Origin of the sequence: Thiomonas sp. 13-64-67 (assembly GCF_002282795.1) — a bacterium.
Classification (GTDB): Bacteria; Pseudomonadota; Gammaproteobacteria; order Burkholderiales; family Burkholderiaceae_C; genus Thiomonas; species Thiomonas arsenitoxydans.
Genome location: NZ_NCKP01000001.1, coordinates 34003 through 50335 on the forward strand (window position 1 = coordinate 34003; position 16333 = coordinate 50335).

The following is a 16333-nucleotide window of genomic DNA, read 5'->3' on the forward strand; positions in this document are numbered from 1 at the left end:
GGGGCCGAAACAGCGCGGCGCCCGCCCGCTTTGTCGATAATGGCGATATGTCCGAACGCATCATTCCCATCGTCGACCATCATTACGCGACAAGCGTGCCGTCCGTCCCTGCCGACACCGGCAGTACGCCGCAGCAGCCGACCGACCGTTTTCACCGCCCTCTGCACGATTTGCGGATCTCGGTGACCGACCGCTGCAACTTTCGCTGCACCTACTGCATGCCGAAAGAGATATTCGACAAGCACTATGAATTCCTGTCGCATGCCGACTTGCTGAGTTTCGAGGAAATCACCCGCTCGGCCCGGATTTTCATGTCCCTTGGCGTGCGCAAAATCCGGCTCACTGGCGGTGAACCGCTGCTGCGCAAAAACCTCGAACGACTGGTGAAGATGCTGCACGGCCTGCGCACCCCGGAGGGTCTGGCGCCCGAACTGACGCTGACGACCAACGGCTCCATCCTCGCCCGCAAGGCGACCTTGCTCAAGGAGGCGGGGCTCGATCGCGTTACCGTCAGCCTCGACGCGCTGGATGATGCGGCCTTCCGTCAGATGAACGATGTCGACTTCCCCGTGGCCGAAGTGCTGCGAGGCATCGACGCCGCCCTAGCCGCGGGCCTCGGGCCGGTGAAAGTCAACATGGTGGTCAAGCGCGGTACCAACGACGCGCAGATACTACCGATGGCCGAACATTTCCGCGGCACCGGCGTGGTGCTGCGTTTCATCGAATACATGGATGTGGGCAACACCAACGGCTGGCGCATGGACGAAGTGCTGCCGTCGCAACAGGTCATCGACCGCATTCACGCCGCCCATGCGCTGCACCCGCTGGAGCCGCACAGCGCCGGCGAAACCGCCCAGCGCTGGGCCTATGACGATGGCGCGGGTGAGATCGGCGTGATTTCCAGCGTGACCCGCGCCTTTTGCGGCGACTGCAACCGCGCCCGGCTGTCGATGGAAGGCAAGCTCTACCTCTGCCTGTTCGCCACCCACGGCCACGACGTGCGCGCCCTGCTGCGCGGCGATCCGCGCAGCGGCCTGGCCCCGGTCAGCGACGAGCAGCTGCGCGCCGCGCTGGCGCAGGTCTGGACGGCGCGCGATGACCGATATTCCCTGCTGCGCGGCACGGCGGCAGGCCTGGCCCAGCGCGCCGAGCGCAGGGTTGAGATGTCTTACATCGGCGGCTGAAAGCGGCCATGTGCGGCATCGCCGGACGTCTGAACTGGAACGCGCCCATCGATCCCGCGCAGCTTGCGGCGATGATCGGCCAGCTGCACCACCGCGGGCCTGATCAGCAGGGGTTCTACAACAAAGGGCCGATCGGTCTGGCCCACGCCCGCCTGAGCATCATCGACCTGTCCGGCGGCGATCAGCCGATGTGCAACGAAGACGGCACGGTGTGGGTGGTCTTCAACGGCGAGATTTTCAATTACATCGAGCTGCGCGCCGAGCTGCAGCGGCGCGGCCATCGCTTCGCCACGCAGTCCGATACCGAAGTGCTGGTGCACCTGTATGAAGACCACGGTGATGCGCTGGTCGATCAGCTCAACGGCCAGTTCGCCTTCGCCCTATGGGACGTGCCGCGTCAGCGCCTGCTGCTGGCGCGCGACCGCACCGGCATCCGGCCGCTGTTTCACACTCGCGTGCCGGGCGGCCTGGCCTTTGCCTCCGAGGTCAAGGCCTTGTTCGCCCTGCCCGAAGTGCCGCGCCGTCTGGATGCGAAAGCGCTGGGCGAAGTCTTCACCTACTGGGCGCCCCTGCCGCCGCACGCCGTATTCGAGGGCATCGAGTCTCTGCCGCCCGGCCATGTGATGTCGGTCGACGCACGCGGCACGCAGACGCGCCGCTATTGGGATTGGAGCTTTCCCCCAGCCCCGATCGAAGACGGGCGCTCGGCCGCCGCCTGCGCCGACGAGCTGCGCGACCTGCTGATCGACGCGGTGCGGCTGCAACTGCGCGCCGATGTGCCCGTGGCCGCCTATCTCAGCGGCGGCCTCGATTCATCCATCATCACCACCCTGATCCGCCATTACACCGACACGCCGCTGCGCACTTTTTCCCTCACTTTCGACGACGCCGAATTCGACGAAAGCCCCTGGCAGCAGCAACTCGTGCGCCACCTGGGCACCGATCACACCACGGTGCACTGCACCCGCGCCGACATCGCCGCCGCCTTCCCTCGCACCATCGCCCACACTGAGACACCCATCGTGCGCACGGCCCCCGCGCCCATGATGCTGCTGGCTGCCGGGGTGCGCGCCGCGGGCTACAAGGTGGCGCTTACCGGCGAAGGCGCCGACGAAGTCTTCGGCGGCTACGACCTATTCAAAGAAGCCCGGGTGCGCCGCTTCATGGCCCGGCAGCCCGCGTCGCGCTGGCGCCCTCGCCTGCTCGAACGCCTCTACCCCTATCTCAAACACTCCCCGGCCGCCGGCCGCGCGATGACCGAGCGTTTTTTCCGCGAAGGCGAAGCGCATTTCCGCGAGCCCTGGTTCGCCCACCTGCCGCGCTGGACCACCACGCGACGCATCACCGGTTTTCTGTCGCCGGAATGGCGCGCCGCGGCCACGGCGGCCGACCCCATCGCCACCCTCGCCGCGCAACTCCCCGCCGACATCTCCCGCTGGGAGCCGCTCTGCCAGGATCAGTACATCGAGGCGCATACCCTAATGTCGGGCTATCTGCTGTGTTCGCAGGGCGATCGCATGGCCATGGCGCAGTCCATCGAGACCCGTTTTCCCTTCCTCGATCACCGGCTGATCGCCTTCACCAGCCAGCTTCCTCCGCGCTACAAACTCATGGGACTGGTGGAGAAATACCTGCTCAAACGCAGTATGGACGGCCTGCTGCCCGACGCGCTGCGCCATCGCACCAAGCAACCTTACCGCGCCCCCGACAGCCAGAGTTTTTTTCACAATGGCGAACCCGTCGATTACGTGGCCGACCTGTTCAGCGTGGCGCGCCTCAAAGATGCGGGCTACTTCGACCCGCAGGCGGCGATCCGCCTGTTCGACAAGGCACGCGCTGGAAAAGTCATCGGCTTTGGTGACAATATGGCCTTTGTCGGCATGCTCTCCACCCTGCTTCTGCACGACCAGTTCATCCGGCGCTGACCCTTCGCGAACCCGCGCTCCTCCATGACCGCCGCACCGTCCAGTTACGCCGCGTTGCCCGCCGATCTGCAGACCGATCGCAGCATCATCGTGTCGCTCTGGGTGACCAATCTCGGGCATCCAGAGCGTCGCCAGGACAAATACGACTGGTTCTACCTGCGCAACCCGACCGGTTTACCGCAGGTGTTGCTCGCCCATTCTCCGGCCGAAAACGGAACAGCCGTGGGCGTCATTGGCCTTGCAACCCGGCAGATGCGTTTGGCTGGCCAAGCCTTGAACGCGGGACTTCTGGCTGACTTCGGCGTGACGGCGGAACATCGCACGCTCTATCCGGCGATGCTGCTGCAAACGTCGCTGCGCGACCGGTTTTTGCCGCAGTGCGGGCTGATCTACGGCTTTCCCAACCCGAAGTCGGAACCCGTGGTCAAGCGCCTGGGCTACAAGGTGGCGGGGCGCATGGTGCGCTACGTTCGCGTGCTGCGCAGCGCCAACTATCTGCCCGCGCAAATCCCCCACTTGGTGCGCCGCGCCGTGGGGCGCACCGCAGACTGGTGGCGGCATACCCTGCGCAGAACCCGGTACACCCACGACTTTCGTGGCCGACGGGCTCAATGGATGGACCAGCCCGATACCCGCTTCGATGCGCTGTGGGCCGCGCAGAAAGACCCGGCTTTGCTCATCGGCGTGCGTGATCGCCGTTACCTGGCCTGGCGTTTCGAGCCGAAGCCCTGGAGAAAATTCCGCTTCCTGACCTTGAGCGCCCAAAACGACGGACTTATCGGCTATGCCGTCTGTGAGGTCGTCGGCAAGGTGTTGCATGTGCGCGATCTGCTCTGTCACCCAGAGCATCCGGACAGCCTGAATTTGCTCTTTGACACCCTGTTTCGCGACGCCTATGCCGACGGTCGCAGCAGCGTATCGTTTGAATTCCTCGGCCCTGCCGACATCCAGAGCAAGCTGCATCAGCTCGGCATGTTGGCGCGTGATGCCCGCAGTGTGTTCTGCACCATGACACCCGAACAAGCCCAGGCGCTTGAGCAGGTGCAGTGGTATCTCACCAGCGCCGACGAAGATTATTGAGCCGTATCGCGCAGGCCGCTGCAACCGCCCGCACAGAGAAAACTTTGGTCACACGCACGGCACACTCCACACCCAATCCCACGGAACTGTCTGCTCGTGTTGAGCACTCAATCTTCAAGACTTGTGCGCTTTGGGCGCTCTTGAAGGAGAGAGAAGATGTCTCTGGCTGAACTGGTGCTCTACCTCTTGGCGATAGGTGTGATCGGGCTCGGCGTTGGGCTGCTGGTGCAGTTCTGGCGGGAGGCGCGCTCGACGCCCCGCGATTCATCCCTGTGAACTCACAGATTTAACTCACAAATTTTCCGCACCCAGGGCCTTGGCCCGTTCGCGAGTTTGCGCGAGTTCTTTGGGATCGGCAGGCACGGTTGTATTCCAGCCCTGCAGATGAGAGGTCAGCAGACGGCTGAAACCCTGCGCCCAGTGCGCCTCGGCGTTCAGACAGTCGATGTAATGAAAGACCTTGCCGCCACTGGACAGAAACGCTTCCTTGCCCTCCATGGCGATTTCTTCCAGCGTTTCCAGGCAATCGACACTGAAGCCCGGGCAGGTCACATCGACCCGAGCCACACCTTCTTTCGCGAGTTGGCGCAAGGTGGGTTCGGTGTAGGGCTGCAACCACTCCTGCTTGCCAAAGCGCGACTGAAACGTCACCGCGTAATCAGCAGCAGCCAACCCCAGGCGCTCGGCGAGCAGGCGCCCGGTCTTGTGGCACTCGCAGTGGTACGGATCGCCCAGCTTGAGCGTGCGCGCTGGCATGCCGTGAAAGCTCATGACGAATTTGTCAGGCCGACCCTGCTGCTGCCAGTGCGCCTCGATTTTTCGCGCCAGGGCCTCGATGTAAAGCGGCTCGTCGTGAAAGTGATTGAGCACCCGGAGTTCGGGCATGCGCCGGCTGCGCCGCATCCATGCCGTCACTGCGTCCAGCGTGGAGGCCGTGGTGGCCGCGCAATATTGCGGATAGAGCGGCACCAGCAGGATGCGAGTGACGTTTTGCTTGGCCATCTCGTCGAGCACACTGGCCACAGACGGGTTGCCGTAGCGCATGGCATATCGCACTTGCACATGATGACCCAGCCGAGCCATTTCAGCGGCAACGGCTTGCGTGAGGTCGGCCGTGCCCGTCTGCAGGGGCGAGCCGCGCTCGGTCCAGACCGAGGCGTACTTGGCCGCGGATTTGGAGGAACGAATCGGCAAAATGATGCCGTTGAGGATCAACCACCAAACTGGCTTGGGAATTTCGACCACCCGAGGGTCGCTGAGAAACTCACCGAGGTAGCGACGCAAGGCCGATGCGGTCGGCGCATCGGGCGTGCCCAGATTGACGAGAAGGATGGCAGTTTTCGGTGCGGAACCGTGCGAATACGCCGTAGGGTCGGACAAGGGCATGAGAACCTGAGTTCAGTGAGGATGGATCTGGAACATCACCGTGGGCGCGGTCGGGTCGGACGGCTTGGCGCCCAGGGTGATTTCGCCCTGGCCATGCAGCACGCACTCGTTGCGCCGCAGGGCCAGCGTGGTGTCATTGCCCGTGTAGCGCACCCAGGTGCCGTTGCTGCTGAGGTCAGTCAGCATGAAATAGCTGCCGCGCCAGTCGATGCGCGCGTGCTGGCGCGATACCCGCAGATCGTTGACCGGAAAGTCTGCACCGTTCGTGCGCCCGATCACGATGGGCATCTGATCGGCGGCATAGTCCACGCTGGTATCGAGCCAGGCGAGATTGAGCAACTGGCTGCTGTAGTCGATGCGTGAGGGCACTTGCGGCATGGTCTGGCCCATATCGACCTGCGCCTCCCAATCGACCTGATGCACCGGAACCGGCACGTCGTAGCCGCGCAGAAAAATGGCGCCGAGGCTGCGCAGCCGGGCCAGCAGCTCCAGCGGCAGCGCTTCCATCACGGCGTCGCCGATGAGAATTTGGCCGGTTCCAGCCGAGTCGGACAGGCGCGAAGCCGCATTGACCGGATCGCCAAAACAGTCGCCCGGCGCCAGCACGACCACGCCGCGAGCAATGCCGATTTTCAGAGGTAGTTTTTGTCGGGCGCCCGTGGCATCGACCGCGCCTGAGGTGGAGCATGTGCGCTGAATGTCGATGCAGGCGTTGAGCGCGGGGGTGTTGTGCTCGAAGGTAGCGAGTATGCCGTCCCCCAGCGTTTTCACTACATCGCCACCCGCCGCCTTGAAGCTGCGGGCCATGTTCGACACGACCTGTGTGACCAGCGCCGTGGCTTCGGTATTGCCAAGAGATTGGAACAATGCCGTGCTGCCGACGACATCGGCAAACACGATGGTGCGGACAGCCGTTTTTCGCGCGTTGGTCATGCCCGAAGTCTAGCGCAGTGCTTCACGCTATCTGGAACACAAAAACGCGTCTTTGGCGCCAGGGCGGCGTTGCAAATCCGCGCGATACCTACGGGTATCGCTGTGGTTTGCGCCTTGCCCCATCGCCAAATCCATCGTTTTTGTCTGTTCCATCAAGCATGAACCACTGCGCCCGCGCGTGCACCCGCCCGCCGCGTGGCGGGCAGGAGCGTCCGGATCAAAGCGTATCGAGAAAGCTGCGCAGCTTGTCCGAGCGAGTGGGGTGCTTGAGCTTGCGCAGCGCCTTGGCCTCGATCTGGCGGATGCGCTCGCGGGTGACGTCGAACTGTTTGCCCACTTCTTCTAGCGTGTGGTCGTTGGCCATCTCGATGCCGAAGCGCATGCGCAGCACCTTCGCTTCGCGCGGCGTGAGCGAATCGAGAATTTCCTTGACCACGTCGCGCAAACCCGCCTGCATCGCCGCTTCGGTCGGCGCCAGCGTGCCCGAGTCTTCGATGAAATCGCCCAGGTGTGAATCATCGTCGTCGCCGATGGGCGTTTCCATGGAGATCGGTTCGCGCGCGATCTTCAGGATCTTGCGCACCTTGTCCTCGGGCATTTCCATCTTCTCGGCCAGCACGGCGGCGTCGGGCTCGGTGCCCGTCTCCTGCAGATGTTGACGCGAGATGCGGTTGACCTTGTTGATGGTCTCGATCATGTGCACCGGAATCCGGATGGTGCGCGCCTGATCGGCAATCGAGCGGGTAATGGCCTGACGGATCCACCAAGTGGCGTAGGTCGAGAATTTGTAGCCGCGGCGGTATTCGAATTTGTCCACCGCCTTCATCAGGCCGACGTTGCCCTCCTGAATCAGGTCGAGGAACTGCAGGCCGCGATTGGTGTACTTTTTCGCGATGGAGATGACCAGACGAAGGTTGGCCTCGATCATTTCGCGCTTGGCTTCACGCGCGGCCTGCTCGCCCAGGCTCATCTGGGTGTTGATTTCCTTGAGGTCGTCGAGCGGCACCACGACCCGGGTCTGGATGTCGATGAGCTTTTGCTGCAGCTCCTTGATGGCCGGCACATTGCGGCTGAGGATGACGGAATACGGCTTGCCAGAAGCCACATGCTTGTCCACCCACTTCAGATCGAGCTGATGACCGGGGAAGGACTTGATGAACTCCTCCTGCGGCATACCGCAGCGATCCACCGCATAGCGCCGAATCTCACGCTCGTAGCGCCGCACTTCGTCCACCTGGGCACGCAGCAGATTGCAGAGCTTCTCGACGGTCCGCGCGGTGAAGCGCACTTCCATCAGCGCAGCGGAAATCGCCTCCTGCGCCTTCAAATAGCTGGCAGAACGGTAGCCGTCCTTGTCGTAGGCGCGGCGCATTTTCATGAAGGCGTCGTGCACGTCGGCAAAGGCTTCCAAGGCTTTGCCCTTGAGTTCTTCGAGCTTCATGGAGGTGGCGCCGGCACCGCCGTCTTCGTCTTCTTCGCCGCTCTCGTCGAGCGAGTAGTCGACGTCTTCTTCGGCCACGTAGTCGTCGGATTCGTCGTCCGACACCATGCCGTCCACCACTTCATCGACCGGCAATTCGCCGTGATGAATACGCGCGGCCATGGCCAGAATCTCGGCCACAGTCGAGGGCGAAGCCGAAATGGCCAGCATCATCTGGCGCAGGCCGTCTTCGATGCGCTTGGCGATGACGATTTCGCCTTCGCGCGTGAGCAGCTCCACGGTGCCCATTTCGCGCATATACATGCGCACCGGGTCGGTGGTGCGGCCGAATTCAGAGTCGACGTTGGACAGCGCCGCTTCGGCTTCTTCCTCCGCTTCCTCTTCGCTCGACGCGGTCGGGCCGTGCTGGTTGAGCAGCAGGGTTTGCGCATCAGGCGTGGTTTCGTACACCGCGATGCCCACGTCGTTGAGCATGGAAACAATGGTTTCCATCAACTCGGGATCGGCCAGATTGTCCGGAATGTGATCGTTGATTTCCCCGTAGGTCAGGAACCCGCGGGTCTTGCCCATTTTGATCAGGCTCTTGAGTCGAGCGCGCCGACGGCCCAACTCTTCGTCGGTGATGTTGGAGTCGTCATAGCCGAACTCCTTGAGCAGTTGCTTCTCACGGGCGCGCGAGGCCTTGCGTGTTTTGGGCGCGGGCGCGGCGGCTACTTCTTCCACCACCTCGACTTCAGCGACTTCGGCATCGACCTCGACCGCTTCGACCTCTTCACTCAGGTCATCCGACAAATCATCGGTCGGCTCTTCCAACTTGCTCTTGCGGCCGCGGCGCGCGGCAGACGTATCGGCCTCGGCCGTCACAACGCCCGCCTTGGGCGGACGACCCCGCTTGGGCGCTGGGCTGGTAACCGATGCCGTCGACTTGGTCGCTGCCTTGACCGCATTGACCTCCACAGCGCCCCCTTCTTTTGCCGCCACACGATGGACCTTACCACGCGGCGCGTCCACAACGGGACGCACCTCGGCGGGACTCACCTCGACGACTGAGGTCTCTTTGCGGGATGCGCCCCGCGGAGTGGGAGTCTGCGTTTTGGATGATGCTTTTGTCATGGTGGACCTCAACCGAACGTTGGTTCGGAAGGAAATATAGAAGGGGGATTGCTAACAGTATGTAGGGTGAATCGCCAAAATTCAAAGAGCCCGAGCGAAACGGCCATTTCGCACCAAGCCCGCACGGCAAGGGCACTATCGAGCCGGATCAGCAAACGTCTTGGCAGCTCCAAGAAGGTTTAATCGCTTTGACCCGCATCGCTTCGACCCCAATTCGTGGCCTCGGTTCGATTGGGTTTTCCTTGATGACCGCGCCCCCACGGCGCTTATGCCTTGCTGCCGAACCCATGCCCTTGAATCTGCGCCCCTGAATCTACGCCCGGTAGTCTGTTTTGGCAGATATTCACCCCTAAGCGGTGGATTTTACAAAAAACCGAACATTGTCTGCCTGAGCGCCAAAACCGTCAACCTCGCTGCGCTTGGTCGATCTCTTTGAGTCGTAGCGCCAGACTGCGGTATTCCGTCCGGTCGGCGTCTGCCACCAGGCCACCGGCAACCAGTTCGTCCTGCCGTCTTTTCAGCGCGGCGCGCTCCAGGCGCGACAGAATGGCCAGCAAATCCTGTTTGGCCGCGGCTTCGTTCAGTTCCAGCGGGTCTGGCGACTCGGCCAGCACCTCCTCAGGCGCGTGCCCGGCCGCGCGCAAGGCTTCCCACAGCGCCGCGGCAGACAGTTCGGGCTGATCTTCCAGAATGGATTCGAGTGTCAGCACCAGCCCCTGCAGCGGCCCGGGCTCCAGCGAGAGCAGCGCATGCTGCGCCGGGTTGATGCTCCACCACAACTCGGGTTGCGACAGCAGCAAAGGGAGCAATTGCCGCAGGGGATCTTTCGGTACTGCAGCAAAGGCCCGCAGCGCCTCGCGACCGCCGCGCACGCGCGGCGCCGTCTTCATGCCACGCGTGCCGAATGACTCCGCCGGAGCGGATGGCTTGCGCGAGGGCGAAGACAGGCGAAGCACCTCACGCAACTCGGTGGCGGGCATCTCCAAGCGGCGTGCCAGATCGGCCACCAGCTGACCGAGCAAAGCAGGCGCCGTGATTTGCGACAACAACGGCCCGGCCTCGTGGATGGCCTGCGCGCGCCCCTCGGCGGTGGTCATCGCCACGCCATCGAACAGGCTGGAAAACAGAAATTCCGACAAGGGCTGCGCCCGGCCGATCTCGCGCTCGAAGGCTTCGGCGCCTTTTTCGCGCACATAAGAATCCGGATCGTGCTCGGCGGGCAGGAACAGGAACTTCACCACCCGCGTATCGCTGAGCAGAGGCAGGGCCTGCTCCATCGCCCGGCGCGCGGCGCGGCGGCCCGCGGTATCGCCGTCGAAGCTGAACACCACCTGGCCGGTATGCCGAAACAGCTTTTGCAGTTGCTGTGCCGTACAGGCGGTACCCAGCGTGGCCACGGCCTGTTCCACCCCGAATTGGGCGAGCGCCACGACGTCCATATAGCCTTCGACCACCAGCGCATAACCCGCGCGCGAAATGGCGCTGCGGGCTTCGAACAGGCCGTACAGCTCCTCGCCCTTGTGGAACACCGCGGTTTCCGGCGAGTTGAGGTATTTCGGTTCACCCTGGTCGATGATGCGTCCGCCAAAGCCGATGACTTCGCCGCGCAGATTGCGAATCGGAAAGGTGATGCGGTCGCGCAGCCGGTCATATCGACGCTGCGCCGAGGCAAACGACTCGGCTTGCGGATCGAGGGTGTCGCCGGCCGCGTCACGGGCCACCACCAGGCCGGATTGCACCAGGGCATCGGCGTTGTAATTCGCGAACGCGCCGGCCAAGGGCTGCCAGTCGTCCGGGGCGTAGCCCAGGCCAAATTTTTTGGCGACCTGGCCTTGCAAGCCACGGGCGATGAGGTAGTTCTTCGCCCGCTCGCTATGCCGCAGGCGGTGCTGATAAAAGCTGTCAGCCGTCTGCAGGGCGTCGACGAGCGTGGCCTGCAGACTGCGCTGCTGTTGGAGCTGGCGGAGTTGCTGCGGGTCGAGATCGGGCTCGGGCACGGTCATGCCGTAGCGCCCGGCCAACTCTTTGACCGCATCGACGAAGCCCATGCCCGCGTGCTCCATCAGGAAGCCGATAGCCGTGCCATGCGCGCCGCAACCGAAGCAGTGATAGAACTGCTTGCTCGCACTCACGGTGAACGAGGGCGTTTTCTCGCCGTGGAAGGGGCACAGGCCCTTGTAGTTGGTACCGGTCTTTTTCAGCTCGACATACTGGCCCACGACTTCGACGATGTCGGCGCGGGCGAGCAGATCCTGAATGAAACCGGGCGGAATGCGTTGCTGCATGGATCGGTCGCCGTCATCGTGGCGGCTGGGGCGGTGGCCACGAAACGGCTGGATCGGGCGAGACTACTTGGGCTGCATGCGAATGGCGCCATCGAGCCGGATGACTTCGCCATTGAGCATGCGGTTGGTGAGGATGGATTCGACCAGGGCCGCATATTCCTCGGGCCGTCCCAGACGCTGCGGAAACGGCACCATCTGTCCCAGCGCAGTCTGCACCTCGGCAGGCATGCCCATGAGCATCGGCGTCTCGAAAATACCGGGCGCGATGGTCATGACGCGGATACCGTCCCGCGAGAGATCGCGCGCCAGCGGCAGGGTCATGCCGACGATGCCGGCCTTGGACGCGGCGTAGGCCACTTGCCCGATCTGCCCGTCGAACGCCGCCACCGAAGCGGTGTTGACGATCACGCCGCGTTCGCCATCTTCCAGCGGCGGCTGCTGCGCCATCGCGGCGGCGGCAAGGCGGGCGAGGTTGAAGCTGCCAACCAGATTGATGTTGATCACCCGCTGGAAAAGCTCCAGGGCATGGGGGCCTTGCTTGCCCAGCGTGCGCGCAGCCGGGGCGATGCCGGCACAACTCACCGCCACCCGCAGCGGGGCCAGCGCGTTGGCCGCTTGCACCGCCGCTTCCACGTCGCCTGCCTGCGTCACATCGCAGCGCATGAACTGGCAGCCGATGTCTGCTGCGGTTGCTCGCCCGGCCTCTTCTTGCAGATCGGCGATGAGCACCCGCATGCCTCGAGAGGCGAGCAAGGCGGCGGTAGCGCGGCCCAGACCCGATGCGCCGCCGCTGATGATCGCGCTGTGTCCAGAGAGTTGCATAGGGTGCTCCGACCGTTCAGCGCTGCAATGCGGCGAAGATGCGCTGCTGCACTTCGGCCACCGGCCCGACCCCGGAGATGGTGACCAGACGCGGCGCGCCGGGCTGGGCCATGCGCTCGGCGTAGAACTTCACCAGCGGCAGGGTCTGGGCGTGATAGACGTCCAGGCGTTTGCGCACGGTGTCTTCCTGATCGTCAGCGCGCTGCACCAGCGGCTCGCCGGTGAGGTCGTCCACACCGGCCGTCTTGGGGGGATTGAAGGTCAGGTGATAGGTACGGCCAGAGGCCGGGTGAACCCGGCGGCCGCTCAGCCGCTCGATGATGTCGGCGTCGGGCACGTCGAATTCAAGCACTACGTCGATGCCGATTCCCGCCTGCTCCAGACCTTCGGCCTGGGCGATGGTGCGCGGAAAGCCGTCGAGCAGAAAACCCTTGGCGCAGTCGGGCGCCGACAGGCGCTCACGCACCACGCCCAGCATGATTTCGTCGGGTACCAAGGCGCCCGCCTCCATGATTTTCTGCGCCTGCTGGCCCAGCGGCGTACCGGCCTTCACCGCAGCGCGCAGCATGTCTCCGGTGGAAATCTGGGGGATGCCGAAGCGCTCGGTGATGAAGGCGGCTTGCGTGCCCTTGCCCGCGCCCGGTGCACCCAAAAGTATCAATCGCATGAAGGTCTCTCAATCGTAAAAACGCACATTTCAGAATAGCAGACCGCTCTGCCACGACGCTGACTCGGCGTCCTGTTCAGCGCTCAAGCCACATCACCCGCACGCGCTCCAGATCGGCCAGCGTGTCGACACCGGGGCCGGGCGCCTGTTCGGTCACATGCACCGCAATGGAGTGCCCGTGCCAGAGTACGCGCAATTGCTCCAGCGCTTCGGCCTGTTCCAGCGGCGCCGGGGCCAACTTGGCGTAATCGCGCAGAAAACGGTGGCGATAGGCGTACAGCCCGATGTGACGATAGACCGGATGCGGGGGCTGCCCCTGCATCGTCCATCCGCCTGAACCCGCCGCGTAGGCGTCGCGCTGCCACGGAATCGGCGCGCGCGAAAAATACAGGGCCCTGCCCTGCGCATCGAGCACGACTTTCACCACATTCGGGTTGAAAATCTCGGCCGATTCGGTGATGGCATGCGCGCAGGTCGCCATCGGGATTTGCGGAGTGCGCTGCAGCAAGGCCGCGCAGGCCGCGGGCAACTTGGGGTCGATCAGCGGCTCGTCGCCCTGCACATTGACCAAGATGGCGTCTTCGGGCAAACCCAGCGAATCGGCGGCCTCGGCCAGCCGGTCGGTGCCGCTGGCGTGATCTTCGCGGGTGAGAACGGCGCGAACGCCGTGCGCCGCACAGGCCTGCGCAATCAACGGGCTGTCACAGGCCACCACCACTTCCTGCGCGCCGCTATGCGCCACGCGCTGCGCCACGCGCACCACCATCGGCGCCCCGGCAATGTCCGCCAGGGGCTTGTTGGGCAGGCGCGTGGAAGCCAGCCGGGCCGGTATGAGCACCCAGAACGCAGCCGCCATGCTCAGGCCGCCGGTTCGGCAGTGGCGGCGTGGGACGGACTCGGCGTTGCGTCGGCGGGCAGGGTCATGTCGCGGGCGAGATCGACCAGCATCAGCGGAATGTCGTCGCGCACCGGGTAAGCCAGCTTGTCGCGCGGGCAGATCAGCTCCTGCGCGGCGGCGTCGAATTGCAGCGACCCTTTGCAGATGGGGCAGACGAGCAGGTCAAGAAGTCGGGAGTCCACGGGCTTTCTCCAATTGTTGGTGCAACCAGGGCAGCAAGTCGGCGGGCAGTTGCAGCCGCAGGCCGACAACCCAGAAACGCTCGCGCAAAACAGGCGGCAGATGGGCCGATTTTATGGCGTCCTTTTCCGTCAGCAGAATGGGGCCGTCTGGCGGCAGACCGGCCAGTGCATCGGTGCTCAGAGGCTGATGGTCGCCCAGCGCCCGGGTCTGCACCGTCAGCCCGAGAGCTTGCAGCATGGCAAAAAACTGCCCCGGGTGGCCGATTCCGGCCACCGCGCCCAGCGGTTTTGCACCAAAACGCTGCACGAACTGCGCAGCACTGAGCGTTTGCCCACTAACCAGATGCGTGATGTCGCCCAGACTGCGCACCAGCGCGAAGTGCCGCCCCCCGCCGGACACCTGCCGCAGCGCCGCCTCGGGGCCGAGCGTAGCGTCGCGCCGTCTGCCGGGCGATTCGCGCAGCGGCCCGGCGGGCAACAGCCAGCCATTGCCCCAAAGTCGCTGATCGACCACCACCAGTTCGACATCGCGAGCCAGCGCCAGATGCTGCAGGCCATCGTCGCTCAGAATCACATCCACATCGGGCCAGGCGGCCCGCAGGGCGAGCGCGGCCTGAGCGCGCCGCCGTCCGACCATCACCGGGCAGCCCGTCAACCGGGCCAGCAGCACGGGCTCGTCGCCACACTCTGCCGGATCGCTCTGCGCGTCCACCCGCAATGGAGCGTCGTCGGCTGAGCGGCGACCATACCCGCGAGAAACGATGCCCGGCCGCCAGCCCGCCTGCTGCAAGCCGCGCGCCAGCTCGGCGATCAGCGGCGTCTTGCCCGCGCCGCCCACGGTGAGGTTGCCCACCACGACCACCGGCACGCCCACGCGTTCAGCACGCAGCACACCCGCGCGATACAGGCTGCGGCGCCCGGCGCTCAGCAGCGCGAACAACCGGGAGAGCGGCCACAGCGCCCAACTCAGCAGGCTGCGGCGCAGCCACCAGTCCGGCCAGCCGCTCGGCCCAGCGGGTTGCGCCATCAGGAACCGGGAGACTTCTGCGTGGCGAAGGTCAGGCGGCTCAAGCCTGCGGCGCGCGCGGCCTCCATCACATTCACCACCGATTGCTGCGTGGCCTGGGCGTCGGCGCTGATCACCACCATGGTGTCGGCCTTGCCTTTGGAGGCGTCGAGCAGCGACTGGGTCAGCGCACTCACGGTGCGGCTGGGGAGCAACTGCTTGTTCACCGCGTACTCGCCGCCGCTGCTCACGGCCACGATGATTTCCTGAGGATGGTTCTGCAACTTCTCGGCGTCGGCCGTGGGCAGGGTGATCTTCAGCTCGGTGAACTTGGAATAGGTGGTGCTGATCATCAGAAAAATCAGGATGACCAGCAACACATCGATCAGCGGAATGAGGTTGACCTCGGGGTCTTCCGTGGTCTGGCGTTTGAAATTCATGGCAAGCGGCGCAGGTCGGAGGCGCGGTTCATTTCAGCGGCGCGGCAGATAGCTTTGCAGATGCGTGGCCAGACGCCGCGCGGCCTGCTCGAGTTCGACCGTGTAGTCGTCCACGCGGCTGCGGAAGTAACGGTAGAAAATCAGCGAGGGCACCGCCACGATCAGCCCAAGCGCCGTGTTGTAGAGCGCCACCGAAATGCCATGCGCCAGCACCGTCGGATCGGTTCCGGCGGTGGACTGCGAGCCGAAAATCTCGATCATGCCCACCACCGTACCCAGCAGACCGAGCAAAGGCGCCGCAGAGGCCACGGTGGCCAGCGCGTTGAGATACTTCTGCAGCCGATAGACCTGATTCCTCCCGGCGTTTTCCAAGTCTTCCTGCAGCCCCGCCGCGCTGGCATGCGGCCGCGCCACCGAGCGGAACCCGCTGGCCAGCACGGCGCCCAGCGGCGAGTTCTGTTCGAGCTTGTCGATCACATCGGCCGCCGGCAGTTGCTTGGCCGACACATTCAGCGCCTCGTCCAGCAATTTGGTCGGCAGAATGCGGGCGCGACGCAGCGAGGCCAGCCGTTCGAAAATCACCGCGAGGGCCACAATCGAGCACAGAATCAACGGCCAGATCGGCCAGCCTGCGGCTTCCACCATCTGCAACATGGGTCTTTTTCCTTTGCGTCTTTGCGCTGCACAATCAGTCTCCGTGCGTGTCCAACCCGTCACGCCCAGCCTTCAGCGCCGCATTATGCCGGGTCAGAGAAGTCGCGGACAATGAAACAGCGGGCGCCGGTCAAGAGTCAAGATCGCGGGCTTCGAAAGTTATCCCGCCTTTCTGTGGACAACTCTGTGGGAAAGCGCTGAACGGCGGCGCCAAATCGCGCAAAATCAAGCGCCCGGCTTAATGTGACGCTTTTTTAATCAATAACTTCTCATTGTTTTTCAATAACTTGGCATGCAAGCACGTTACCTTCGGGCGC

General features: G+C 64.1%; 14 protein-coding genes. 3 read left to right on the forward strand and 11 right to left on the reverse strand.

Annotation, left to right across the window (positions count from 1 at the left end; all coding sequences use genetic code 11):
• Positions 1-47 precede the first annotated feature (47 nt).
• Genes moaA through B7X30_RS00195 form a run of 3 tightly spaced genes read left to right on the forward strand, consistent with a single transcriptional unit; the run spans position 48 to position 4189 of the window.
• Positions 48-1184: a GTP 3',8-cyclase MoaA gene (gene moaA / locus B7X30_RS00185; protein WP_286728488.1), complete on the forward strand. Its 1137-nt coding sequence runs from the start codon at positions 48-50 to the stop codon at positions 1182-1184.
• 8 nt (positions 1185-1192) lie between these two features.
• Complete coding sequence (gene asnB, locus B7X30_RS00190) at positions 1193-3109, forward strand: asparagine synthase (glutamine-hydrolyzing) (RefSeq protein ID WP_286728489.1); 1917 nt, start codon at positions 1193-1195, stop codon at positions 3107-3109.
• 24 nt (positions 3110-3133) lie between these two features.
• Entirely contained in the window at positions 3134-4189 is a 1056-nt protein-coding gene (locus B7X30_RS00195; RefSeq protein ID WP_286728490.1) for a GNAT family protein, read from the forward strand.
• Between the two features lie 291 nt (positions 4190-4480).
• Here B7X30_RS00195 and hemH read toward each other — a convergent pair whose 3' ends face one another.
• From hemH to B7X30_RS00250, 11 genes are all read right to left on the reverse strand, one after another.
• Positions 4481-5575, reverse strand: a complete 1095-nt coding sequence (hemH, locus tag B7X30_RS00200; RefSeq protein ID WP_156055161.1) for a ferrochelatase — start codon at positions 5573-5575, stop codon at positions 4481-4483.
• Between the two features lie 12 nt (positions 5576-5587).
• A complete protein-coding gene (locus B7X30_RS00205; RefSeq protein ID WP_013106052.1) occupies positions 5588-6508 on the reverse strand; it encodes an adenylate/guanylate cyclase domain-containing protein in 921 nt (306 codons plus the stop codon).
• A gap of 217 nt (positions 6509-6725) precedes the next feature.
• The gene (rpoD, locus tag B7X30_RS00210) at positions 6726-9062 is read right to left on the reverse strand and encodes an RNA polymerase sigma factor RpoD (protein ID WP_286728491.1); all 2337 of its coding nucleotides are present in this window, start codon (positions 9060-9062) and stop codon (positions 6726-6728) included.
• 404 nt (positions 9063-9466) lie between these two features.
• Positions 9467-11347 (reverse strand): DNA primase, encoded by a 1881-nt coding sequence (gene dnaG, locus B7X30_RS00215; protein ID WP_286728492.1) that lies wholly within the window; start codon positions 11345-11347, stop codon positions 9467-9469.
• Positions 11348-11410: 63 nt separating this feature from the next.
• On the reverse strand, positions 11411-12169 hold the full coding sequence (locus B7X30_RS00220) for an SDR family NAD(P)-dependent oxidoreductase (protein ID WP_286728493.1): 759 nt from the start codon (positions 12167-12169) through the stop codon (positions 11411-11413).
• A 16-nt stretch (positions 12170-12185) separates the two neighbouring features.
• Positions 12186-12836 carry an adenylate kinase gene (gene adk, locus B7X30_RS00225; protein ID WP_286728494.1) on the reverse strand — a complete coding sequence of 217 codons (651 nt, stop codon included), beginning with the start codon at positions 12834-12836 and terminating at the stop codon, positions 12186-12188.
• A 76-nt stretch (positions 12837-12912) separates the two neighbouring features.
• A complete protein-coding gene (kdsB, locus tag B7X30_RS00230; protein ID WP_286728495.1) occupies positions 12913-13692 on the reverse strand; it encodes a 3-deoxy-manno-octulosonate cytidylyltransferase in 780 nt (259 codons plus the stop codon).
• 2 nt (positions 13693-13694) lie between these two features.
• Positions 13695-13916 (reverse strand): Trm112 family protein, encoded by a 222-nt coding sequence (locus B7X30_RS00235; protein ID WP_013106058.1) that lies wholly within the window; start codon positions 13914-13916, stop codon positions 13695-13697.
• Entirely contained in the window at positions 13897-14943 is a 1047-nt protein-coding gene (lpxK, locus tag B7X30_RS00240; RefSeq protein WP_286728496.1) for a tetraacyldisaccharide 4'-kinase, read from the reverse strand. The genes B7X30_RS00235 and lpxK overlap by 20 nt, the downstream gene beginning before the upstream one ends.
• Positions 14943-15362, reverse strand: a complete 420-nt coding sequence (locus B7X30_RS00245; protein WP_013106060.1) for an ExbD/TolR family protein — start codon at positions 15360-15362, stop codon at positions 14943-14945. The genes lpxK and B7X30_RS00245 overlap by 1 nt, the downstream gene beginning before the upstream one ends.
• 33 nt (positions 15363-15395) lie before the next feature.
• Positions 15396-16016: a MotA/TolQ/ExbB proton channel family protein gene (locus tag B7X30_RS00250; RefSeq protein ID WP_013106061.1), complete on the reverse strand. Its 621-nt coding sequence runs from the start codon at positions 16014-16016 to the stop codon at positions 15396-15398.
• Positions 16017-16333: the final 317 nt, after the last annotated feature.

Bases quoted from the DNA above. Each gene is read 5' to 3' on its own strand.
- B7X30_RS00220 (WP_286728493.1), bottom strand. From the start codon at position 12,169: ATGCAACTCTCTGGACACAGCGCGATCATCAGCGGCGGCGCATCGGGT.
- hemH (WP_156055161.1), bottom strand. From the start codon at position 5,575: ATGCCCTTGTCCGACCCTACGGCGTATTCGCACGGTTCCGCACCGAAA.
- lpxK (WP_286728496.1), bottom strand. From the start codon at position 14,943: ATGGCGCAACCCGCTGGGCCGAGCGGCTGGCCGGACTGGTGGCTGCGC.
- B7X30_RS00205 (WP_013106052.1), bottom strand. From the start codon at position 6,508: ATGACCAACGCGCGAAAAACGGCTGTCCGCACCATCGTGTTTGCCGAT.
- kdsB (WP_286728495.1), bottom strand. From the start codon at position 13,692: ATGGCGGCTGCGTTCTGGGTGCTCATACCGGCCCGGCTGGCTTCCACG.
- B7X30_RS00250 (WP_013106061.1), bottom strand. From the start codon at position 16,016: ATGTTGCAGATGGTGGAAGCCGCAGGCTGGCCGATCTGGCCGTTGATT.
- dnaG (WP_286728492.1), bottom strand. From the start codon at position 11,347: ATGCAGCAACGCATTCCGCCCGGTTTCATTCAGGATCTGCTCGCCCGC.
- B7X30_RS00245 (WP_013106060.1), bottom strand. From the start codon at position 15,362: ATGAATTTCAAACGCCAGACCACGGAAGACCCCGAGGTCAACCTCATT.
- B7X30_RS00195 (WP_286728490.1), top strand. From the start codon at position 3,134: ATGACCGCCGCACCGTCCAGTTACGCCGCGTTGCCCGCCGATCTGCAG.
- rpoD (WP_286728491.1), bottom strand. From the start codon at position 9,062: ATGACAAAAGCATCATCCAAAACGCAGACTCCCACTCCGCGGGGCGCA.
- moaA (WP_286728488.1), top strand. From the start codon at position 48: ATGTCCGAACGCATCATTCCCATCGTCGACCATCATTACGCGACAAGC.
- adk (WP_286728494.1), bottom strand. From the start codon at position 12,836: ATGCGATTGATACTTTTGGGTGCACCGGGCGCGGGCAAGGGCACGCAA.
- asnB (WP_286728489.1), top strand. From the start codon at position 1,193: ATGTGCGGCATCGCCGGACGTCTGAACTGGAACGCGCCCATCGATCCC.